The 21,392-nt window shown below is 58.0% G+C and carries 17 protein-coding genes; 6 read left to right on the forward strand and 11 right to left on the reverse strand.

Annotation, left to right across the window (positions count from 1 at the left end):
- Positions 1 to 293: 293 nt before the first annotated feature.
- From glnT to ACN0WV_RS11305, 5 genes are all read right to left on the reverse strand, one after another.
- Positions 294 to 1,649: a type III glutamate--ammonia ligase gene (gene glnT, locus ACN0WV_RS11285; RefSeq protein WP_417605828.1), complete on the reverse strand. Its 1,356-nt coding sequence runs from the start codon at positions 1,647 to 1,649 to the stop codon at positions 294 to 296.
- A 106-nt stretch (positions 1,650 to 1,755) separates the two neighbouring features.
- Positions 1,756 to 3,096, reverse strand: coding sequence for an FMN-binding glutamate synthase family protein (locus ACN0WV_RS11290; protein WP_084354878.1), 1,341 nt, complete (start codon positions 3,094 to 3,096; stop codon positions 1,756 to 1,758).
- Positions 3,097 to 3,107: 11 nt separating this feature from the next.
- Positions 3,108 to 3,791, reverse strand: a complete 684-nt coding sequence (locus tag ACN0WV_RS11295; protein WP_084354877.1) for a GltB/FmdC/FwdC-like GXGXG domain-containing protein — start codon at positions 3,789 to 3,791, stop codon at positions 3,108 to 3,110.
- Between the two features lies 1 nt (position 3,792).
- A complete protein-coding gene (locus tag ACN0WV_RS11300; protein WP_084354876.1) occupies positions 3,793 to 4,722 on the reverse strand; it encodes a class II glutamine amidotransferase in 930 nt (309 codons plus the stop codon).
- A gap of 143 nt (positions 4,723 to 4,865) precedes the next feature.
- Positions 4,866 to 6,461, reverse strand: a complete 1,596-nt coding sequence (locus tag ACN0WV_RS11305; protein WP_084354882.1) for an APC family permease — start codon at positions 6,459 to 6,461, stop codon at positions 4,866 to 4,868.
- Positions 6,462 to 6,792: 331 nt separating this feature from the next.
- On the opposite strand from ACN0WV_RS11305, the gene ACN0WV_RS11310 reads away from it, so the two are divergent.
- The 4 genes from ACN0WV_RS11310 to ACN0WV_RS11325 all read left to right on the forward strand — a co-directional run bounded on the left by ACN0WV_RS11310 (position 6,793) and on the right by ACN0WV_RS11325 (position 10,627).
- Positions 6,793 to 7,929 (forward strand): aminomethyl transferase family protein, encoded by a 1,137-nt coding sequence (locus tag ACN0WV_RS11310; protein ID WP_084354875.1) that lies wholly within the window; start codon positions 6,793 to 6,795, stop codon positions 7,927 to 7,929.
- Between the two features lie 74 nt (positions 7,930 to 8,003).
- Positions 8,004 to 8,612 (forward strand): dimethylamine monooxygenase subunit DmmA family protein, encoded by a 609-nt coding sequence (locus ACN0WV_RS11315; protein ID WP_417605831.1) that lies wholly within the window; start codon positions 8,004 to 8,006, stop codon positions 8,610 to 8,612.
- The gene (locus tag ACN0WV_RS11320) at positions 8,609 to 9,574 is read left to right on the forward strand and encodes a PDR/VanB family oxidoreductase (protein WP_417605832.1); all 966 of its coding nucleotides are present in this window, start codon (positions 8,609 to 8,611) and stop codon (positions 9,572 to 9,574) included. Before ACN0WV_RS11315 ends, ACN0WV_RS11320 begins: the two co-directional genes overlap by 4 nt.
- A 12-nt stretch (positions 9,575 to 9,586) precedes the next feature.
- The gene (locus tag ACN0WV_RS11325) at positions 9,587 to 10,627 is read left to right on the forward strand and encodes a heme-dependent oxidative N-demethylase family protein (protein ID WP_084354872.1); all 1,041 of its coding nucleotides are present in this window, start codon (positions 9,587 to 9,589) and stop codon (positions 10,625 to 10,627) included.
- 191 nt (positions 10,628 to 10,818) lie between these two features.
- Here ACN0WV_RS11325 and ACN0WV_RS11330 read toward each other — a convergent pair whose 3' ends face one another.
- The gene (locus ACN0WV_RS11330; protein ID WP_084354871.1) at positions 10,819 to 11,475 is read right to left on the reverse strand and encodes a helix-turn-helix domain-containing protein; all 657 of its coding nucleotides are present in this window, start codon (positions 11,473 to 11,475) and stop codon (positions 10,819 to 10,821) included.
- 336 nt (positions 11,476 to 11,811) lie between these two features.
- Between ACN0WV_RS11330 and ACN0WV_RS11335 the strand changes: the two genes are divergently transcribed.
- Positions 11,812 to 12,600: a GlxA family transcriptional regulator gene (locus tag ACN0WV_RS11335; RefSeq protein WP_417605835.1), complete on the forward strand. Its 789-nt coding sequence runs from the start codon at positions 11,812 to 11,814 to the stop codon at positions 12,598 to 12,600.
- A gap of 27 nt (positions 12,601 to 12,627) precedes the next feature.
- Here ACN0WV_RS11335 and ACN0WV_RS11340 read toward each other — a convergent pair whose 3' ends face one another.
- The 5 genes from ACN0WV_RS11340 to ACN0WV_RS11360 form a co-directional block, all read right to left on the reverse strand.
- A complete protein-coding gene (locus tag ACN0WV_RS11340) occupies positions 12,628 to 13,194 on the reverse strand; it encodes a sarcosine oxidase subunit gamma (protein WP_417605837.1) in 567 nt (188 codons plus the stop codon).
- Positions 13,187 to 16,153, reverse strand: coding sequence for a sarcosine oxidase subunit alpha family protein (locus ACN0WV_RS11345; RefSeq protein WP_417605839.1), 2,967 nt, complete (start codon positions 16,151 to 16,153; stop codon positions 13,187 to 13,189). Before ACN0WV_RS11345 ends, ACN0WV_RS11340 begins: the two co-directional genes overlap by 8 nt.
- Positions 16,150 to 16,437, reverse strand: coding sequence for a sarcosine oxidase subunit delta (locus ACN0WV_RS11350; protein WP_417605841.1), 288 nt, complete (start codon positions 16,435 to 16,437; stop codon positions 16,150 to 16,152). Before ACN0WV_RS11350 ends, ACN0WV_RS11345 begins: the two co-directional genes overlap by 4 nt.
- A 13-nt stretch (positions 16,438 to 16,450) precedes the next feature.
- Positions 16,451 to 17,701, reverse strand: coding sequence for a sarcosine oxidase subunit beta family protein (locus ACN0WV_RS11355; RefSeq protein WP_084354866.1), 1,251 nt, complete (start codon positions 17,699 to 17,701; stop codon positions 16,451 to 16,453).
- A gap of 111 nt (positions 17,702 to 17,812) precedes the next feature.
- Complete coding sequence (locus ACN0WV_RS11360) at positions 17,813 to 18,739, reverse strand: LysR substrate-binding domain-containing protein (protein WP_084354865.1); 927 nt, start codon at positions 18,737 to 18,739, stop codon at positions 17,813 to 17,815.
- A gap of 253 nt (positions 18,740 to 18,992) precedes the next feature.
- Between ACN0WV_RS11360 and ACN0WV_RS11365 the strand changes: the two genes are divergently transcribed.
- On the forward strand, positions 18,993 to 21,362 hold the full coding sequence (locus ACN0WV_RS11365; RefSeq protein WP_417606014.1) for a DUF1989 domain-containing protein: 2,370 nt from the start codon (positions 18,993 to 18,995) through the stop codon (positions 21,360 to 21,362).
- Positions 21,363 to 21,392 lie beyond the last annotated feature (30 nt).

Raw genomic sequence — 21,392 nt, forward strand, 5'->3', positions numbered from 1 at the left:
GCCTTCTCTCGCCAGGCCTTCGTTCAAATTCTCATTGGCGAAAATACTCAGGGGAGTGTGAGGGACTGGCCCCTCACACGTTCTGGTTCTTGTCGTCGTGCTTGAGTGCCCCTCCCTCTGAAAGAGTCGGCGGCGACAAGAAAAGCTCGGTTTCTGAACGCTTCAGCCAAACATTATGACGTTGCCATACTGCTGGGCGTGCATTGGGGCAGCTCGACAGGTAGATCCAAACAAAAACCGCACCTGACGCTGACGGTCGGTGCGGTTTTTTCTTTAGCTTCGTTTCTTGACGGTCAGATATCCAGCGTGTGCTGTCTTTCCCACTCGGTGAAGTGGCTTGAATACTCGCCCCACTCTTTGTTCTTCAGCTTGAGAAAGGCGCTGGAAAATTCGTCACCCATCGCTGAAGTCAGGACGGTATCCGCCTCGAACATGCGCAGACCATCCAGCATGTTCTGCGGCAGTTTCGGTGCGTCCTTTACCTGATGGCCATCGACATACATGTCGATTTCCTTGGCCTCGCCGGGATCGGCCTTGGTGCGGATACCGTCAATCCCTGCCGCCATGATCACGGCCGGCATCAGATACGGGTTTGTGGAGCCGTCGGGCAGACGAAGTTCCATGCGTCCGCCGCCGGGTACGCGCACCAGATGCGTGCGGTTATCGCCGGCCCAGGTCACGCTGTTGGGTGCCCATGTGGATCCGGACGCAGTGCTTGGCGCGCCGATACGCTTGTAGCTGTTGACGGTTGGACAACAGATCACGGCCATGCCGCTTCCGTGTTTAAGAATACCGCCAAGGAAGTGTTTGCCGGTTTCGGACAAACCGTACCGTCCTGTCGGAGTGTCATCGGACCCGGCAAAGAGGTTGGTTTTGGCATCCTCGCCCGTTCCGTCCCAAGCCGAGATATGCGCATGCAGGCCATTGCCCGTCAGGGTCGGCAATGGTTTGGGCATGAAGCTTGCCCGCATACCGTGCTTTTCAGCGACATATTTCGCCATGAACTTGAAGAAGCTGAGCTGGTCGGCCATCGCAAGCACATCGTCGAAATCCCAGTTCATTTCCCACTGGCCGTTGGCGTCTTCGTGGTCGTTCTGGTAGTTGCCCCAGCCGAGTTGCAGCATGTATTCGCTGATCTCGCGGATGATGTGATAGTTCCGCATCATCGACTGCTGATCGTAGCAGGGCTTGACCCGCGTATCGAGCTCATCGGCCAGCGCCTTGCCATCAGGTGTCAGCAGGGAAAATTCCGGCTCGACACCGATCTTGACGTGCAGGCCCAGCTCTGCCGCTTCGGCAATCTGGTTGCGCAACACGTTGCGGGGTGCCTGTGCGGAATATTCATTCTTCATCACGGGGTTGCCAGGAACCCACGCCATGTCGGGCTGCCAGGGCACCTGAATCGCGGCATCGGCATCGGGCATCACCAACATGTCCGGATGGGCAGGCGTGTAATCCATACCGCCGGCAAAACCCGCGAAACCTGCGCCGCCTTCCTGCATTCCCGCAATCCCGCGGATCGGCACCAGCTTGGTGCGCTGCGCTCCCAAAAGATCGGTGAAATTGACCATGAAATACTTGATGCCGCGCTCTTTTCCCCACGCCTCAAGGTCTATTTCAGATGTCTGAACAAGTTGATCTTTTGCCATAATCAGAACTCTCTCCCAGTTTCTTGGCTTGTTTGGGCGGCCTTTTTGCGGTCCGTCCCCAATGTGAAAAATGCGACACCCGGACAGGTGTCGCATGATCTGTGCTTCAGAAGCCGCCTTTGCCGGGATACCAGTTGGTCCCCGCCAGCGGAACCTGCGCCATTGCGGCGGCCTCCATTGTGAGGGCAACCATATCTTCCGGCTCCAGGTTGTGCATGTGGTTTTTGCCACAGGCCCGTGCAATCGTCTGAGCCTCAAGCGTCATCACCTTGAGATAGTTCTTCAGGCGACGCCCACCTTCGACCGGATCGAAACGCGCCATCAACTCGGGATCCTGCGTGGTGATCCCGGCAGGGTCGCGCCCTTCGTGCCAGTCGTCATAGGCACCTGCTGTCGTGCCAAGCTTGTTGTATTCCGCTTCCCATCTGGGATCGTTATCGCCAAGCGCGATCAGCGCGGCGGTCCCGATTGCCACGGCGTCTGCACCCAGTGCCAGCGCCTTGGCCACGTCGGCACCCGACCGGATACCGCCGGAGACGACAAGCTGCACTTCGCGGTGCATTCCCATATCCTGAAGGGCCTGAACGGCGGGGCGGATGCAAGCCAAAGTCGGTTGTCCCACATGTTCGATAAAGACATCCTGTGTGGCTGCCGTCCCACCCTGCATGCCGTCCAGCACGACGACGTCGGCACCTGCCTTGATCGCGAGCGTGGTATCGAAATAGGGCCGTGCACCGGCAATCTTGACGTAGATCGGCACGCGCCAGTTGGTGATCTCGCGCAGTTCGAGGATCTTGATTTCAAGATCGTCGGGGCCGGTCCAGTCGGGGTGGCGACAGGACGAGCGTTGGTCGATCCCTTTCGGAAGGTTGCGCATTTCCGCCACACGGTCGGAAATCTTCTGCCCCAGCAGCATGCCGCCGCCGCCGGGCTTTGCACCTTGTCCGACGACGATCTCGATGGCGTCGGCCTTGCGCAGATCGTCGGGGTTCATCCCGTAACGCGAGGGGAGGTACTGATAGACCAGCTTGGAGGAATGCCCGCGCTCTTCGGGGGTCATGCCGCCGTCGCCGGTGGTTGTCGAAGTGCCCGCTGCGTTTGCGCCCCGGCCAAGAGCTTCCTTCGCAGGACCGGACAACGCGCCAAAGCTCATGCCCGCGATGGTGATCGGGATATCAAGTTCGATCGGGTTTTTCGCGAAACGGGTGCCAAGCGTCACTTTCGTTTCACATTTCTCCCGGTAGCCCTCCAGCGGATAGCGCGAGATAGACGCACCCATGAAAAGCAGATCGTCGAAGTTGGGGACGCGGCGTTTCGCGCCACCTCCGCGGATGTCATAGATACCCGTCGCGGCGGCGCGGCGGATGTCGCTGTTGACGTCCTGTGAGAATGTCGCGGACTGACGCGGCGTCGTCTGCGGAATGCCTCTGTGTTCCTGGTCTTTCATGGACATGTTCCTCAGTAGGCCGACGCGTTATCGACGTCGAAGTTGTAAAGATTGCGAGCCGAGCCATAGCGGGTGAATTCTTCCGGCTTGGCATCGGCACCTGCGCGCTCCAGCAAATCCTTGAGGATTTCGATATGTTCGGGCCGCATTTCCTTTTCTTCGCAATCCGCGCCGAGGCTCTTGACCTTGCCGCGCACGAAAAGCCGCGCCTCATAGCAACTGTCGCCAAGCGCATCCCCGGCATCCCCGAGCACCACAAGGTTGCCCGATTGTGCCATGAAGGCCGACATGTGGCCGATATTGCCATGCACGACAATGTCGATGCCCTTCATCGAAATACCGCAACGCGAAGACGCATTGCCTTTGATGACAAGCAATCCGCCGTGACCGGTCGCACCGGCATACTGGCTGGCGTCGCCGTCAACGACGATGGTGCCGGACATCATGTTCTCACCGACGCCAGGCCCGGCAGAGCCGTGCACATTGATCGTCGCCTGCTTGTTCATGCCGCCGCAATAGTATCCGGTCGATCCCTTGACCGTCACTTCGATAGGAGCGTCCAGACCGACCGCAATGGCGTGGCTGCCTCTGGCGTTCACAATTTCCCATGCGGTCTGGTTGGTGTCAGCAGTCTGGGCGTGCAGCTGCTCGTTAAGGGCGCGAAGCCCTTTTGCCTCAAGGTCTATGGTCTGCATCTCAGGCGGCCTTCTCGATTTTGGTGGGATCGTCGCTATGGGACCAGAAATATACGGTGGCGGGCTCCGGCTCCCAGACGCGGGCGGTCTCGATGCCGGGCAGGTTTACCAGCGCACGGTATTCCGATCCGAAAGCGACATATTGATCTGTCTCTGCCATGACGGCGGGTTTGCAGGCGATGGGATCACGCACGACACCAAAGCCGTCCTTTGTGCCCACGACGAAGGTAAAGAAGCCGTCGAGATCATCCAGAGAGGATTCGAGAGCTTCGCCCAGTGTGGCGCCGTTCTGCATCTTCCATGTCAGATAGGCTGCACCCACTTCGGTGTCGTTTTCGGTTTGAATGAGGATGCCGTTCCGGCGCAGCTTGCGGCGCAGGGAATTGTGGTTCGACAAGGAACCATTGTGCACGAGACACTGATCGGAACCGGTGTTGAACGGGTGTGCACCCATTGTGGTGACAGCCGATTCGGTTGCCATGCGCGTGTGACCGATGCCGTGCGTTCCGCTCATCTTCTCGACGTGGAAACGGGCCGCCACGTCCTTTGGCAGGCCGACCTCCTTGTAGATCTCAAGCGACGAGCCAGCACTCATCACCCGGACGTCCGGGCGGATTTCGCTCAGGATCTCTCTGGCATGGGCGATCTTGTCGGCGGGCATCGACAGAACGGCATGAGTGTCATTGCGCTCGGCTTTGACATTGGCACCGATCGCGTGACCCAGTTCGTCACCGATCGAGGCAAAGTCCTTGTCTGCGTTGTCGGATTGCACCGTGATCTTGGCGCCTTCATCAGACCCGTTGCCATAGATCGCGATCCCGGCGCTATCGGGCCCCCGGTCGGTCATGGTCACAAGCATATCGGTCAACATTTCGCCCAATTTAGGTTCGAGCGATTTATCCTTTAGGAAGAGTCCAACGATACCACACATCGCTTTGATCCTTTCTGCGAGTTTCATTTTCTAGGTTAGCACTCGGCAAAAGAATATTCAACTAGGAAGAATATTATTTTCACAAGAGGAACGGCGCGCACATGCTGATTTCGTGCGCGCCGTGGGGGTGGATTCAACAACGATTACCCAAGTTGGAAGATCTGATTGGCCGCTATGACCACCGCAATCCCGGCCGCAAGCGTAAGATAAGGCTTCATGCCCGCCTTACGGATCTTGATATCCGTGTTGCCTCCGATCGTAAGATCCTCAAGCATCTTGGCGGGGAACTGACCTTTGTCGGTGATATAGTGACGATAGGCGAAGACGGGCAGAATGATCGCGATCGCGATGATCGCAGAGCGCATCGTGCCTTCACCCCATACGTTCGCTCCGGCACCCAGCAGAACCGCATTCACGAAGGCAAGTCCGCCACCGATCCAAAGCATGATCGTCGGGGCCTTCCAGGGACGGGTTGCATTGGCGTTGTCGATCCGGTGCAGCCATCCCGAATGCAGATTCAGGAAGTTGAACACCAGATAGCAGCAGTTCGAAACCGCCAGGACGAACAGGTAATCGGACATCATCAGCAGGATCAGGTTGAAGCCAAGGTCAGTCCACATGCCGTTGACCGGCGCGCCGTGCTCGTTGGTGCGCGACAGGAATTTCGGCAACCAGCCATCCACCGATCCCTGATACAGTGTCCGTGACGATCCCGCCATCGAGGTCATGATCGCCAGCACCAGTGCCAGAAACAGCATCACAACCATGATCTTGGCAATGATGGAACCACCGCCGACCATGCCGGCCATGGCACCTGCCACGGCAGAGCCGTCAACGATCCCAGGCTCCAGCATGCCTTCAACGCCCAGAACGCCCTGAAAGCTGATCGGGACCAGCGTGTAGATCACAACGCAAACAACACCTGCGGCAATGATCGCGCGAACGGTGTCGCGCTGAGGGTCGCGGAATTCGCTGGTATAGCAGATCGCGGTTTCGAAGGCGTAGGCCGACCATGCGGCGATGAACAACCCGCCCAGAAACAGTGTGGTGCCCTCGATATTCCACGATCCCGTGTTGGGAACGAGGGGCAGAAGATTCGTCGAAAGAACATCACCAGAGAGAATCGGAACAAGCCCCACGATAAGGAGCGGGATCATCACGGCGACGCCCATGATTGTCTGGATCTTGGCCGCGCGGGAAATGCCGTGATGCTGGGCCATGAAGACCAGGAGCAAAATCACGGTGCCCACGATGGAGGTGGCGTTGATCCGAAGGGTCAGTCCTTCGTTCAGAAAGTCCAGATTAAGCAATGTAATCTGCCACGCATTGACGGTCGCATCAGCTCCGAACAGCGATGTCAGAACATATCCCGCCGCCAGACCGCCGCCGATCGCCAGAACCGGCGTCCAGGCCAGCCAGTTGCACCAGACCGACAGCGGCGCGATCACCTTGGAATAGCGCACCCATGCAGCGGCCCCATAGACCGACGCACCGCCGGACTTGCTGGGGAAAAGCCCGGCGATTTCGGCATACACAAAGGCTTGCAGGAAGCCGAAGGACACGGAAAGCATCCATATGGCCCAGGACGGGTTTCCTACTGTTGCGGCGATTCCTCCAATGGAAAACAGGACGAGTGCAGGCACGCCCGAGGCCATCCAGAAGGCGTCTTTCCACCCGATCGCTCGGTGGAGGGTGCCATCACCCGCAGATTGCGTGGCGTTTTCGGTTGTTGAAACCATCATGTTGCTCCTTGTTGGTGATTTTTTATCGTTTTTGCGGTGGTAAGTTTCTTTCGAAAGCTCGGCCCGTTCGATCATTAAGTATGGCAAAACTTGCCTGTCAGGAAACTATTTTTCGTTAAGTATTGCTTTTTTTGAGTTACACCTGTCAACTGTTCAGAGGGATGCCGATGAATTTTGCAGCCAACGCCTTCAGTAATTTTTCGCTAATATGGGCTGGAAGATGGTTAGGCTTGGTTTGGTTTCATCGGCTGGGGCTATCGCCCCAGGCCCGGAATTGAATGAAACGGCCTCTGCGCGTCAGTGGTCGTAGTGAATCAAGGAGTTTGACATGACAGCATCCTGGAGGTTTTCGGCCCTGGCCGACCGTCACCGCGCAATGGGGTCCAATCTGGAGGACTGGGGCGGAATGGGTACGGCCTGGACCTATGACAAGGACCAGACCGAGGAATACATGGCGATTCGGACGAATGCCGGGTTCATGGACGTTTCCGGGCTGCACAAGGTGCATCTGGTCGGCCCGCATGCCGCGCATGTGATCGACCGCGCCACCACGCGCAACGTCGAGAAGATCAAGCCAGGCCGTTCGTCCTATGCTTGTATGCTCAATGATGAAGGCAAGTTCATCGACGACTGCGTGATCTACCGGATGGGGCCGAACTCCTGGATGGTCGTTCACGGTACAGGCGGCGGCCATGAGCAGTTGACCATGGCGGCAACGGGTCGCGACGTGGATGTGCGTTTCGACGACAATCTGCACGACATCTCGTTGCAGGGTCCGAAAGCCGTCGACTTCCTGGAAGAGCAGGGCGTGCCGGGCATTCGCGATCAGGTCTATTTCAGCCACCAGCACACAACACTGTTCGACAAGCCGGTGACGATTTCGCGCACGGGCTATACCGGTGAGCGCGGCTACGAGATTTTCTGCCGCGGGCAGGACGCACCGCATATCTGGGATACGCTGGTTGAAAAGGGCAAGCCCAAGGGCATCATCCCGACACGTTTCACCACGCTCGATCTGCTGCGTGCGGAAAGCTATCTGCTGTTCTATCCGTATGACAACTCGGAAATGTATCCGTTCGAGAATGAAAAGGCCGGCGATACGCTTTGGGAGCTGGGCCTGGATTTCACCGTATCGCCGGGCAAGACCGGGTTCCGCGGTGCCGAGGAACATTACCGCCTCAAAGGCAAGGAGCGGTTCAAGATCTACGGTGTCAAACTGGAGGGCAAAGAGCCTGCCGAAGAAGGCGCGCCTTTGCTGAAGGACGGCAAGCAGGTGGGCGTCGTGACGATCGGGATGTATTCACCGCTGAACGAGTGGAACGTCGGCATCGCCCGGATGCCCGTTGATTGCGCGGTGGATGGCACCCAGATGACCGTGAAGAACGAAAGCGGCGAGATCAAATGCGTTGCACATTCGCTGCCATTCCACGACCCGGACAAAAAGCGCCGTACGGCCAAGGGTTGATCACAGCTTCGGCGCGGCGTTCAATACGCCGCGCCTTTGTAAATAATCATACCAGCAGGGGAAGTTAATCAAGGATGAGCACGTTCAAATTCCCGCCATCGATCACAAGCAGACCCGTCTACGGAACGCTGGCGCCGCGATCCGGCAAGCACCATCTGATGATCGCGGACGCCGAGGGCGCCGAGGCGCTGTTTGATCTTGTGGAAAAAGATCCAGATCTGATCGCGCATGCCCATATCATGTATTTCCCTGCCGCAGACGACACCGGGTATGCTGAAAAGCTAAAGGCATTTTCACCTTCCAAACTCTATGTCGGGCCAAGCTATAGCGCGGCCGTCCCGCGTCTGCGCAGGATATTGCAGGACGCCCATATGGGTTTGCAGGTCTACCTGGCAGGCACCGAAGGGCTGATGGGGCAGGCAATGTCAGAAGCCACCAACGCCGGCATTCCGCATACCGCGATCCAGACCGAACATCGTGGTTCTGTCGCGCGGCGCATGCAATGTGTGCATTGCAAAGGCATCACCGAAAATGTTGTGACAGATCCGTTCACATGCTCGCATTGCGGGCTGAACCTATTTGTGCGCGATCATTATTCCCGCCGGATCGCTGCGTTCCAGGGCGTTTGTGTTGATGCCGAAGACCCAGGCAACGTGCCTCCAAAGCGGGAGTTGTACTCATGAGCGCCGGAACCAACAAGATTGACGTCGTTGTCACCGACATCGTACCGCTTAATGAGCTGGTCACGCGGTTCAAGTTCGAGCGCGCGGATGGCGGATTGCTACCGACATTCTCGGGCGGGGCACATACCGTGATCGAGATGAAGGATGGCGAAACAACCCGCCTGAACCCCTATTCCCTGATGTCGGACCCGGCAGACCGTCATGCCTATACCATCTCGGTGCGGCGGGACGATGCCGGGCGGGGCGGGTCGCTTTTCCTGCATAAGAATGTGCGGATCGGCGATGAGATGGTGATCAGCTATCCGGTCAACCTGTTCGCGCTGGACCTGCGCGCGCACAAGCATCTGATGATCGCGGGCGGCATCGGGATCACCCCGTTTCTGGCACAGATCAAACAACTTTCTGCCACCAACGGGCGCTTCGAGCTGCACTATGCCTGTCGCAATCAGGCGTTGGGATCATATGTCGACGATCTGACGACGGCGCATCCCAACAATGTGCATGTCTATTTCGACGATGACGGGCAAGCCCTTGATCTGGAAAACCTGTTGGATGGCCAGCCCCTGGGTACGCATATCTACATTTGTGGCCCCAAAGGCATGATCAACTGGGTGCGCGACACGGCAGAGCGTCTGGGTTGGCCGCGCGAAGCGGTGCATTACGAAGAATTCCTCGCCCCGCAATCTGGCAAGCCGTTCACGGTGAAACTGGCGAAGTCCGACCTGGAGTTCGAAGTCGGCGAACACCAGAGCTTGCTTGAAGCGATTGAAGCTGCCGGTGTCGATGCGCCGTATCTGTGCCGCGGCGGTGCATGCGGGCAATGTGAAACGGACGTTCTGGAAGCCGATGGAGAGATCCTGCACAGGGATCACTGGCTTGAGGACGACGAAAAGGAGAGCGGCAAGAAAATCATGCCCTGCGTCAGCAGATTCGAGGGCAGGATTATCGTGTTGGACCGATAGGGAGAGACCGCGATGACCATTCAATTCAACGACGAAACATTCCGCGACGATTACACTTTCACGAACTCCGAGCGGGCGATCAAACGCTTTCCGTTCCCGTTCCATGAAGACAGTTACATGTATTCGGTCAATATGGAGCAGCATCAAGGCGGCCCAGAGGGCAGCATCTATGAAAAGCGCTTTGACGTGGATGAACATTACATCTCGGAGATGAAAGACCGGGCACTTGTGCTGGACGAGGATCCGCTGCGCTGCCAGTCCCTGCCGCATATGACGCTGGCAGGCTGGGACTTGCTTGAACTGATCATGGTCTCGAAATCCGAGGATTATCCGGACCTGTTCGAGCTACACCGTGATGGCAACAACTGGCACTGGATCAACAAGCCTTTGGGAATCGAGCAGAAGTTCGTTTTCATGGACGAATCGACGCTGCCTTATGGGCCGATGGAGTATATCACCCGCCAGACTCAGGGCGATTTCGCCTTGCTGGACCAGCGGGATGAAAACCTGTGGATGGATGCCGGCACGGTCACGACCCAGGCCGATTGGTCGCTGGATTTCGACATCGGGATGAATTTCTTCGAATGGCACGCGCCCGTGCCACTCGCAGCCGAGATGGGGGTTTTCAAGCGGGCGCTGAAGTTCCTGCTGAACATCCAGCAGGGGATGCCGGCGCGGCGCCTGAACTGGACGATGACGGTCAATCCGCTGCTCGATACCAGCCCGGAAAACTATCATAAATGGGGTGTGCAGAAGACGACGCTGACACCAGAAAATGTTGGCCAGAAACAATATCTGCGGGTTGAATTGCAGACCTTTTTTCGGCTCCCGCGTTCAAACGGGATGGTTTTTCCGATCCGGTGCTATCTGATTTCGCTGGAAGACCTGGTCACCATTCCCAAATGGGGCCGTCGCCTGCATCGTGTCATCCGCGATGTTCCGGAAGAACTGGCCACCTATAAAGGCTTCATCGACAACCGCCCGCTCATTGTCGACTACCTGTCGAAGTTCGATGATGGCGCACCCACATCGGATGGCGTCTGGCCGGACTAGGGCGATTGCACAGTTCCGCGGCTGGGTTGCCTGCCGCGGTAAATGCCGGTGTTGTCGGGGATTGTCCGCAACGCGCGTGGCAATCCCGCACAGAGGACATCTTCGCTTTCGTTATCGTCAGCTTGACTGGTGCTCTATTTCGCGATGGTGCTCACCAGGCCCGATTCCATATCACAAAGGCGACAAGCGCTTCAGCTTGATTGCGGATAGGCGATAATCGAAAGATAGCGTGCCGGCAGCTTTGCCAGCACTTCCGGGCCATGTGGGGCATCGGCATCAAAAAACAGCGTATCACCGGGCCTTAGCGGATAAAGGTCGTTGCCATGCCGATAGTCGATTTCACCTTCCAGCATGTATATCGTCTCAATTCCGTCATGCTGAAAGACCGGAAAAATATCGGATTCTTCTGACAATGTGATCAGGTAGGGTTCGACCACCACACCGCTGGCATTCGAGCCGATATGACCCAGTAGATTGTACTGATGCCCTGCGCGTGTGCCACGGCGCGATATTTCTGCGCCTTCACCGGCTTTGGTCAAAACCGCGCTTCGGCTTTCTTCAAATCCGCGGAAGAACGAAGTCAACGGCGCGCTAAGCGCATGGGACAAGGCCTGTAACGTGGTCAGCGACGGCGACGTATTGCCGTTTTCGATCTTGGACAACATGCCGATCGAAAGGCCTGTTGCTTCGGCAAGTTCGAATACCGTCATATTTTGCTGTCGACGAAAGGCTCTGACTTCTTTGCCGATGGCGACTTCAAGAACTTTTTCTCGTTCGCCGCCGACCTTATGGGGGTTTTGAGACAATACTTTTGACGACCTGTCGGCCTCGCTCTTCGCCTTCTTCATTATGTATCGCCTTTACCTTCAATCCCTTCAACGTAACATATAGTTGAAGGGAATCTGCTTCAACCGCAGACCGGCGCACAATAGATTGCGCTGGCATTATGCACACAGGTAGCAGCCATGAATGGTACCAACAAATCAACGTCATTGGGGTTCTTGATCTATCCCGGTTTTCCGATGGCCTGTCTGACATCTGCAATAGAACCGTTGCGAGCCGCGAATGAAATCGCGGGAGAAAAGGCCTTTTCCTGGCTACTATTTTCCGAGACAGGGTCTCGGGTGTCGTCAAGTGCGGATGTCGGGTTTGACCCGGACTCCTCATTGGACCAGGCGGCGGACTTGGATTTCCTCTTCCTGCTCAGCAGCCCGCAATCACGGTTCGTGGATAAAAAGGCATCAGATGGCCACTTGCGGCGTCTGGCACGCCATGGCGTGCATATGGGCAGTATCAGCGGAGGCGTTTTCCCTCTGGCACGTTCGGGGCTTTTATCGGGCTACAAATGTAGCGTTCACTGGTGCTACGAAGCGGCATTCGCTGCCGAGTTTCCTGACCATGTCATGACCGACGACGTGATCAATATAGATCGGGGGCGTCTGACCGTTTCAGGATCGGCCGCAGCGTTCGATCTGATGTTGCATCTGATCGAAGAACGGCTTGGCGAAGAGGTTACAACCGAAGTGGCCTGCTGGTTCCAGCATCCGCTTGTGCGTGGGGCAGGGGTTCGGCAGAAAATTCCGACTGTCGGAAAGCAAAGCACATCCGATATGTTGCCCCCCGCCGTGGCGCAAGCTGTGGAGATATTTGCCGAGCATATTCAGGACCCGGTCGGGCTGGACGATGTTGCGCAGGCAGTTGGTGTTTCGACCCGTCAGCTTGAGCGCGTGTTCAAGCAGACCACTGGCCAAAGCCCGTCGCATTATTATCGCGCGCTGCGAATGAAGGCTGCCCGGCAACTTGTGCTGTATTCCCGCGACACGATGTCGGAAATTGCAAACGCGGTCGGCTATGTCAGCGCCGCACCAATGACGCGCCATTACCGGGATGCGTTCGGCATCAGTCCCCGCGAAGATCGAAAGACCATCAATATGTTCCGGGTCGAGAACAACGTCTCGATTCCTTCGACCTAACGCGGGTGCCGTTGACTGTGACCCCGTTCAAATAGCACTGGCCGCAGCGACGGTCAGGGCATGATGAATCGAACCTGCCGATGAACGCGGACCGATCACGCTGAAATGCGCGTCTTTCGTGCGGCAGATCAGAAAACATCCCAGATGTTCCAGCCGTGTTCGCGTGACCTGACCTTGTGTCATTGCACGGGTATCCGCGTTGCACAAACGTTCCAGAACGTCGTGGCAGCGCGTTCCTTCAAGGTCGAATCGGCACCAGCCATCGGTCTGTTCGGTGACCGACGCCGCGTCGCCAACAGCAGATTTGACCTCTGCTGCCAGTTCTTCGTGGCGGTCATGCGGCGCCTCGATCATCCATTGCTGCGGTCCGGTCCAGAACGCGGTGAAATCACCGCTCGTCGCAGAGGCGGCGACATCGGGCAATGACGCGCCAAGCAGGTTTTGCGCAGCGGTCGCGGTGTCTTGCTCGCGTCCGCGTCGGGCGGCAAGGGATGCCAGCGCCCAATCGGGACATTCGGAGATGGTCAACCCGGCGAATCTGTCGATTTGCGCAGTGGTGCTGCCAAGCGGTGTGAGCGGTTTCAAATCATGCACGGAGCCGTTCTCCTTCGGGATCGACGAAATGGGCGCTGACGACTTCAACCTCGACATCAGCCCCTGTCAGCGGTGTCGTAAGGATCATGACCTCGCCAAGACGGTTGCCACCATCCTTGAGAAAGCCAAGCCCGATGGACGAATTAAGGCTCGGAGAGAAGGCAGCGGAGGTGATATAACCCTGATCATGTTCGGCATCCTTCGGCGTGCCCTTTGTCATCAGGTGACCGCCGGCCGTGACCTTGTCTGCGTTGTTGACTGGCTTGAACCCGACCAGCATCAGTGCATCCGGCTGATTCAGGCCTTCGCGTTCTGACAAGGTGGATCCGATGCTATCTTTCTTCTTGGACACCATGCGGCCCATACCAAGGTTCAGTGCCGTGGTCGTGCCGTTCAGCTCATTGCCTGCGGCATGGCCTTTTTCGATACGCATCACGCCAAGAGCCTCGGTGCCGTATGGCACGACATCGAATTCTTGGCCCGCCTCCATGATCTTGCGGAACAGCGCATCGCCATAACGTGTCGGGACGGCGATTTCATACGCAAGTTCGCCGGAAAAAGAGATCCGGAACAGGCGCGCGCGCAGGCCACCGCAGACGGTGATCTCGCGGCAGGCCATGAATTCGAACCCTTCGTTGGAAATGTCGAATTCAGGGTCCACGATCTTTTGCAACAGCTTGCGGGAATTCGGCCCTGCCACGGCATATTGTGCCCAGGCCTCGGTCGTCGAGATCAGTTGCACGTCCATGTCCGGGAACAGACATTGGCGAACAAATTCAAGATGCCGGTAGACATTGACCGCGTTGGCTGTGGTCGTCGTCATCACGAACTGATCTTCGGCCAGGCGGGCGGTGGTGCCGTCATCCATCGCAATGCCGTCCTCGCGCAGCATCAGCCCGTAGCGCGTCTTGCCGACGGCCAGTTTGGCGAATGCGTTGGCATAGACCTTGTTCAGAAACTGCGCCGCGTCAGTGCCCTGGATGTCGATTTTACCCAAAGTGGTCACGTCGCAGACACCAACCGATCCGCGCACCGCATTGACTTCGCGATCGACAGTTTCCCGCCAATGGGTTTCACCGGGTTTGGTAAACCATTGCGCGCGTAGCCAGTTGCCGACTTCGACAAAGGTTGCGTTGTTCTCGGTGGAATACTTGTGGCTTGGTGTCTCGCGGACGGGGTGGAAATGCTTGCCGCGCGCGCGGCCACCCATCGTGCCCATCGGGACGGGCGTATAGGGTGGGCGGAACATGGTCGTGCCGACCTCGGGGATGGATTTGCCCGCAAGTTCCGCCATGATTGCAAGGCCGCCCATATTGGAGGTCTTGCCCTGATCCGTGGCCATGCCCAGCGTCGTATAGCGCTTGAGATGTTCGACAGAGCGGAAGTTTTCCTGATGCGCCAGCTTGACGTCCTTGACGGTCACATCGTTCTGCTGGTCCAGCCACGCGCGGCCCTTGCCGTGTTTGACATACCAGAACGGTTGCAGATTTACTGGCGTATCCTCGGCCTGGGGCAGGTCGATAGCGGGTGCATCAATGCCCAGTTCGTGCAAAGCGGCGGCAGCCTTGTCGCTGCCGGTCTGCAAGGCGGCCGCGGTTGAAAAGTCACCTTGCGCCGCGCCGGCGACGGACATTCCCGGCGTGCCGGTGTCGCCCGGCACGAATGCGGCGATTGCGTCATTCCACACAGGACGGCCGCGCTGATGGCAAGTCATGTGAACATTGGGGTTCCATCCGCCCGACACACCAAGCGCGCCACATTCGATGGTGCGTTCGCTGCCGTCGGCCTGCTGGATCTTGACATAGTTCAGGCCCAGACGTCCCGCGGTATCAATGACCTGCGCACCCGCCAGCAACTCGCAATCAGCGATGCGCGGGGCATCCGTGCGGGTGTCGATCACGGCTGTGACCTTGACGCCCTTGGCCAACAGATCGACCGCGGTGCGGTGCCCGTCATCGTTATTGGTGAAGACGGCCACACGCGGCGCTGCGGTCACGGCCCAGCGATTGGCATAGGCGCGCATGGCGCTTGCCAGCATGATGCCGGGGCGGTCATTGTTTTCGAACGCGATCGGACGTTCGATCGCCCCCGCGCAGACCAATGCCCGCTTGGAATAGATGCGCCACAGGATCTGTCGCGGCTTGCCCTTGGGCGGCACGGCGAGGTGATCGCTGACACGCTCCACCGCGCTGTAAATGCCGTGGTCAAACGCGCCCAGCACGCTGGTGCGCGCCATGCAGCGCACATTCGGCATCGCCTCCAGTTCCGCGATGGCGGCTGCGGTCCATGCCTGTCCGGACTGGTCACCGATCTCGTAGGTTTCGGCATTCAGGCGGCCGCCAAAGACGAAATCTTCGTCGGCAAGGATCACCTGCGCCCCGGCACGTCCCGAGCGCAGAGCCGCAGCAAGCCCCGCAGGTCCGCCGCCGATGATCAGCAGATCACAGTGCAGAAAACCCTTGTCATATTCATCTGGATCTTCCTGCAACGACAGTGAACCAAGCCCTGCGGCCTTGCGGATGATCGGCTCATACAGCTTTTCCCAGAAAGCGGCCGGCCACATGAACGTTTTGTAGTAGAAACCGGCAGTCAGAAAATTCGAAAACCGATCATTGATCGCCATGGCGTCGAATTTCAGCGACGGAAAGCGGTTCTGGCTTTTCGCCTCCAGCCCGTCAAAAAGTTCCGCCGTGGTCGCGCGCGTGTTCGGCTCTTGCCGTGCGCCGCTGCGCAGCTCGACCAGCGCGTTGGGTTCTTCACTGCCGGACCCCAGCACGCCGCGCGGACGGTGATACTTGAACGACCGGCCCATCAGCCGGACATTGTTGGCCAGCAGCGCAGAGGCAAGCGTATCACCGGGATGACCCGCATAGCTTTTGCCGTCAAAGCTGAATTTCAGAGACCGCGAAGTATCGATCTGGCCGCCGGTCAGGCGATTCGTCTGTTTGTTGTCGCTCATTTGCTGCGCCCCTTGCTGCGGGCCACATCGGAGGCCATTTCGACGCTCGTAATCTCGTGCGTCAGCGTGTTGCGTGTGACCACAAGCCATGATCGGTCGCCTGTCTCATGGAACCACAGCTCGCGGTGCAGCCCGGCCGGATTGTCGCGCAGATACGCGTATTCGTAGAACTGTTCCGCTGCATCCTCTGCCTCCCAATCGGGTCGGTCGATCAGCGAGGCATCGCCAAGAAACGTGAATTCCTGCGCGTCGCGGGGGCCAAGAAGCGGGTGATTGATAATCATGTCTGTCGGCTCCTCAATGCAGGTTGGGCTGTGCGCCCATACCTTTTTCGTCGATCATGTATCCGCGGCGGAACCGATCAAAACGATATGCGGTGGCGAATTCATGCGGGGCGTCGGTGGCCAGAAGGTGGGCGTAGCACATGCCCGATGCCGGCGTTGCCTTGAAGCCGCCGTAGCACCAGCCGCCGTTGAAATAGAGCCCGTTGATGTCGGTGCGGTCGATGATAGGGGAGCCGTCCATCGACATGTCCATGATGCCGCCCCACATCCGCAACAATCGCGCGCGGCCAAGGGCCGGGATCAAGGCCATGCCGCTTTCGCAGACATCCTCGACCACGGGCAGATTGCCGCGCTGCGCGTAGCTGTTGTAGCCGTCTGGATCGCCGCCGAAGACCAGCCCGCCCTTGTCGGACTGGCTGCAGTAGAAATGGCCCGCCCCGTAGGTGATGACGCCGGGCAGGACCGGTTTCAGACCTTCTGTCACAAAGGCCTGCAACACGGTGCTTTCGATGGGCAGCCGCATATTCGCCTTCGACATCAGCCGGGACGACGATCCCGCGACGCAGCTGGCAACCTTGGTGCCACCAATGAACCCGCGCGAGGTCTCGACGCCCAGGCAACTGCCATTCTCGATGCGAAAGCCGGTCACTTCACAGTTCTGGATGATATCGACGCCAAGACTGTCGGCGGCGCGCGCATAGCCCCAGGCCACGGCGTCATGGCGCACGGTGCCGCCACGATGCTGTGCCAGACCGCCCTTGATCGGGAAGCGCGCGTCGTCGAAGTTCAGGAACGGATACCGCGCCTTGATCTGATCGACGCTGAGCATCTCGGCGTCGGCGCCGTTCAGGATCATCGCATTGCCGCGCCGGGTGAAGGCATCGCGCTGTGCATCGGTGTGGATCAGGTTGAGAATCCCGCGCTGGCTGACCATCGCGTTGTAGTTCAGTTCCTGCTCCAGCCCTTCCCAGAGTTTCAGCGAGTATTCATAAAATGGCTCGTTGCCATCCAGCAGGTAATTCGACCGGATAATCGTGGTGTTGCGGCCCACATTGCCGCCACCGATCCAGCCTTTCTCAAGAACAGCAATCCGGCTTTTGCCATATTCCTTGGCCAGATAGTAGGCAGTGGCCAGCCCGTGGCCTCCGCCACCGATGATGATGTAGTCATAGGAAGACTGAGGCTCAGGATCTCGCCACGCGGGCTTCCAGCCCTTGTGCCCTGTCAAAGCTTCCTTGATGACTCGTAGACCCGAATACCGCATGGAACGACCTCATTCATTTGAGACACGATATTGAGCCGTTCAGCTGAAATGTTAAGGTTCTGATCGGACGTACACCTGTTCAAATCCGACATTTGTCAGATTTCTGTGCTGTCAGTCCGCATAGCTGGGCAAGGCCGCTGCGACATCGGTCAGCCATTTTTCGACGATCTGACATTCGTCGAACCGTTCCCTTTTCTTGGGACGAAGCAGGTAATATCCTTCATTGGTCCGCACCCGCAAATCACCCATCGGGCGCACCAGCGTGCCTTTTTCAAGATGTCCGTCGACAAGATGGCCCCAGCCAAGTGCCAATCCCAGCCCATCTACTGCGGCCTGTATTGCCAGCGGATATGTGTTGAAAAGCGCAGCCTGTTCCGGTTCGCTCCCGCTGGCGTCGACTTCGGACACCCAGGATTTCCAGTTCATCCATTCCTTGTGTTCCGAACTCACTTCTATCAGGTCCTGCTCGCCTAACGCTGCAAGACTTGATGCTGACGGATTGGCGGCAAGATAGTCAGGCGAGCAGACCGGGAAAACGGTTTCTCCAAATAAATGTTGCGCCTCATGGCTTGGCCATTCAGCATTTCCGCGCAGGATTGCCAGATCCACGGTATCGCTCAGACATTCCGAATCGTCGTCCGAGGCAACAAGCTTGATCTTGATGCTTCGGTTGTCGCGACGGAATACCTGTAGGCGCGGCATAAGCCAAAGCGCCGCGACCGAATTCGTCGCCGCCAGTGTGACGGATTTGATCTGGTCTTCCGACACGATGCGCCGCGACGTGTCACGCAAGCTTTGCAAGGCGGGCTTTATCAGGTTCAAGAACCGTTCGCCCTGTGGCGTCAGATGGATGGATCGGTGGCCGCGCATGAACAATGGCACATTATAGTGATATTCAAGCAGCCGCACTTTCCGACTGATCGCGGTTTCGCTGATGTTCAGTTTGCTGGATGCGCCGACGAAACTCATGTGTTCCGCCGCTGCTTCGAACGCCAGCAGATAGTCCAGCGGCGGCAGTGCGGGGTTGCCTTTTTTCATCTTCCGACCACCGTTTCGTTGGGGGTTGCGACGTTCTTGACTAACATCCAGAGGGCTGCCGCCAACGTATATCTGGCGCTAATTAATGCGGGCAGAGAATATCAAAATAACATTCGAAGAAAAGCAGATTCAGAGGCAGTATGAGATCCAGTTCGAGGCAGACTCGGACGGATCGAAAATCTACGCCATTTCACGCCTAGAGGGCCTGAAACGTTCACTTCCGCCAATGCCGAGTGGGATGACTTCCATGAACATGACTATCAAGCCGATTTTCCAAACCCCTTATGAACGTGCCGGCGTGGTGACACCCGGACTGCCCATCCTGCCGCATGGAGTGGAGCGACATCCGGTGCCCGGCGGAGGTAGCCGCGCGGTCAGAATATTGAAAGGGGACGAGATCACCGTACAGGACCGTGAAGGCCTGCAACCGGTTGAGTTGGTCTTCTTTTCTCCGGACGGCAGTTCGGATGCCGGAATGATCGGTGCAAAAGGCGGGCGGGATCCTGCCGGTCTGAAGGCGGCGTTGCTGGGCGACCCTTCTGGTGCCAAGGTTGTAAAGGCGCTTGAGGCGGCCGGATTCGACATTGCCAAGGCCGACGGCACAGTGGTTTTCGCAGACGGGTCCCATGCGGGCGATTACCAGACATTTACAGCCACGTCCGATGGCCTGCTGATCGTCTGCGCACCCGGCGCACCGATGGAGCCGCATGAACAATGGGCACCGACCGAAGTCGCGCTTTATGTGAAACGCGCCGATCCGGGCGAGGTGAAAGGCGGCTTGTTGCCGCCCGAACCGCTGGCCGATCCGCTGCTGGATTTCAACATTCTGCCGGGCGAAGCGAAGGCTTATGAAGTGCGCGCTGGTCAGTACATCCAGGTTCTGGATGTACAGGGCCGGGAATGTTCGGATTTTCAGGCGTTTTCGCATCGCGCGCTGGACCGCGGGCTGGAACGTGAAATCGACCCGACCACAACACGCTCGATGGTGGGGTCGCTCTATCCTGAGCCTGGGCTGTTCGCCAAATACTTCAACTCCGATCAGGAGCGGATCGTAGAAATTGTCCGCGATACTGTCGGGCGGCACGACACGTTCGGCCTGTCCTGTACCGCGCGTTACTACGAAGACCTCGGCTATCCGGGTCACGTCAACTGTTCAGACAATATGAACATCGAACTGGCGCAATATGACGTGCGGCCGCGCGGCGGCTGGCCCGCGATCAACTTCTTCTTCAACACGATGCTGGACGATACGAATGCGATCAGCATGAATGACCCGTATTCACGTCCGGGGGATTACGTGTTGTTGCGCGCGCTGACCGATCTGGTCTGCATTTCGACGGCCTGTCCATGTGATGTGGACCCGGCAAATGGTTGGAACCCCACGGATATTCAGGTCCGTACTTACGAAAAAAGCAACGAATTCAGCCGCTCTATCGGTTGGCGAAAGACTCCGGAGGCGGATATGGAAGAGACCAAGAAGACAGGATTTCACGAGTCTTTTGCGCGCCATACGCGCGATTTCACTGAATATCAGGGGTACTGGTTGCCAAACCAGATGACCAATCACGGTGCCATTGCCGAATATTGGGCCGCGCGCGAAAAAGCCGTGGTGATGGATTTGTCGCCGCTGCGCAAATACGAAGTCACTGGCCCGGATGCCGAAGAGCTGATGCAGCTTTGCGTCACCCGCGACATCAAGAAACTGTCGGTCGGCGGGATTGTCTATACCGCGATGTGTTATGAACATGGCGGCATGATCGACGACGGCACGGTTTACCGTCTGGGCGAAACGAACTTTCGCTGGATCGGCGGCAACGACCAATCCGGTCTGTGGCTGCGCAAGCAGGCGGTCGAGCGTGGCTTGAACGCGTGGGTGCGGGCCTCCACGGACCATCTTTGCAACATCGCGGTTCAGGGCCCGCTATCGCGTGACATTCTCAAGCAGGTGATCTGGACACCGCCGCAGCAGGCAACCGTCGAGGAACTGGCATGGTTCCGGTTGACGATCGGGCGCCTGCATGAATTCAACGGCCCGTCCGTTGTGGTCAGCCGCACCGGCTATTCCGGCGAACTCGGATACGAGGTGTTCTGCCATCCCAAGGACGCGACAGAGGTGTTCGACGCAATCTGGAAGGTCGGCGAACCGATGGGCATGATCCCGCTGGGTCTGGCCGCGCTGGACATGCTGCGGATCGAGGCCGGGCTGATCTTTGCCGGTTCCGAATTCGACGAACAGACCGACCCGATGGAAGCCGGCATTGGATTTACCGTTCCGCTGAAAAGCAAGACGGATGACTTCATCGGTCGCGCCGCGTTGGAGCGTCGCAAGGCGACACCGTCGCGGAAACTGGTCGGACTGGATCTGGAAGGCGGTATTGTACCCGTTCCCGGTGACTGCGTTCGCGTCGGAAAGCCCCAGATCGGCGAAATCACATCGGCCATGAAATCGCCGGTTCTCGGCAAAGTCATTGCGTTGGCGCGGATCGACGTTGCACACGCGGAAATCGGGACACAGATCGAAGTGGGTCAGTTGGATGGCGAACAGAAGCGCCTGAAAGCCACCATCGTGCCGTTCCCGCATTTCGACCCGAAGAAAGAGCGCGTGAAGGGCAATTACGACTGAGAGTAAAACGCGCCCACTAAAAAGCCCCGA

Source organism: Primorskyibacter flagellatus (genome assembly GCF_048268605.1).
Taxonomy (GTDB): Bacteria; Pseudomonadota; Alphaproteobacteria; order Rhodobacterales; family Rhodobacteraceae; genus Primorskyibacter; species Primorskyibacter flagellatus.

Excerpts from the sequence above, each read along its gene's own strand:
- ACN0WV_RS11330 (WP_084354871.1), bottom strand. The coding sequence starts at position 11,475 with ATGAAGAAGGCGAAGAGCGAGGCCGACAGGTCGTCAAAAGTATTGTCT.
- glnT (WP_417605828.1), bottom strand. The coding sequence starts at position 1,649 with ATGGCAAAAGATCAACTTGTTCAGACATCTGAAATAGACCTTGAGGCG.
- ACN0WV_RS11365 (WP_417606014.1), top strand. The coding sequence starts at position 18,993 with ATGACTATCAAGCCGATTTTCCAAACCCCTTATGAACGTGCCGGCGTG.
- ACN0WV_RS11355 (WP_084354866.1), bottom strand. The coding sequence starts at position 17,701 with ATGCGGTATTCGGGTCTACGAGTCATCAAGGAAGCTTTGACAGGGCAC.
- ACN0WV_RS11360 (WP_084354865.1), bottom strand. The coding sequence starts at position 18,739 with ATGAAAAAAGGCAACCCCGCACTGCCGCCGCTGGACTATCTGCTGGCG.
- ACN0WV_RS11345 (WP_417605839.1), bottom strand. The coding sequence starts at position 16,153 with ATGAGCGACAACAAACAGACGAATCGCCTGACCGGCGGCCAGATCGAT.
- ACN0WV_RS11290 (WP_084354878.1), bottom strand. The coding sequence starts at position 3,096 with ATGAAAGACCAGGAACACAGAGGCATTCCGCAGACGACGCCGCGTCAG.
- ACN0WV_RS11310 (WP_084354875.1), top strand. The coding sequence starts at position 6,793 with ATGACAGCATCCTGGAGGTTTTCGGCCCTGGCCGACCGTCACCGCGCA.
- ACN0WV_RS11305 (WP_084354882.1), bottom strand. The coding sequence starts at position 6,461 with ATGGTTTCAACAACCGAAAACGCCACGCAATCTGCGGGTGATGGCACC.
- ACN0WV_RS11325 (WP_084354872.1), top strand. The coding sequence starts at position 9,587 with ATGACCATTCAATTCAACGACGAAACATTCCGCGACGATTACACTTTC.
- ACN0WV_RS11300 (WP_084354876.1), bottom strand. The coding sequence starts at position 4,722 with ATGTGTGGTATCGTTGGACTCTTCCTAAAGGATAAATCGCTCGAACCT.
- ACN0WV_RS11320 (WP_417605832.1), top strand. The coding sequence starts at position 8,609 with ATGAGCGCCGGAACCAACAAGATTGACGTCGTTGTCACCGACATCGTA.
- ACN0WV_RS11295 (WP_084354877.1), bottom strand. The coding sequence starts at position 3,791 with ATGCAGACCATAGACCTTGAGGCAAAAGGGCTTCGCGCCCTTAACGAG.
- ACN0WV_RS11350 (WP_417605841.1), bottom strand. The coding sequence starts at position 16,437 with ATGATTATCAATCACCCGCTTCTTGGCCCCCGCGACGCGCAGGAATTC.
- ACN0WV_RS11315 (WP_417605831.1), top strand. The coding sequence starts at position 8,004 with ATGAGCACGTTCAAATTCCCGCCATCGATCACAAGCAGACCCGTCTAC.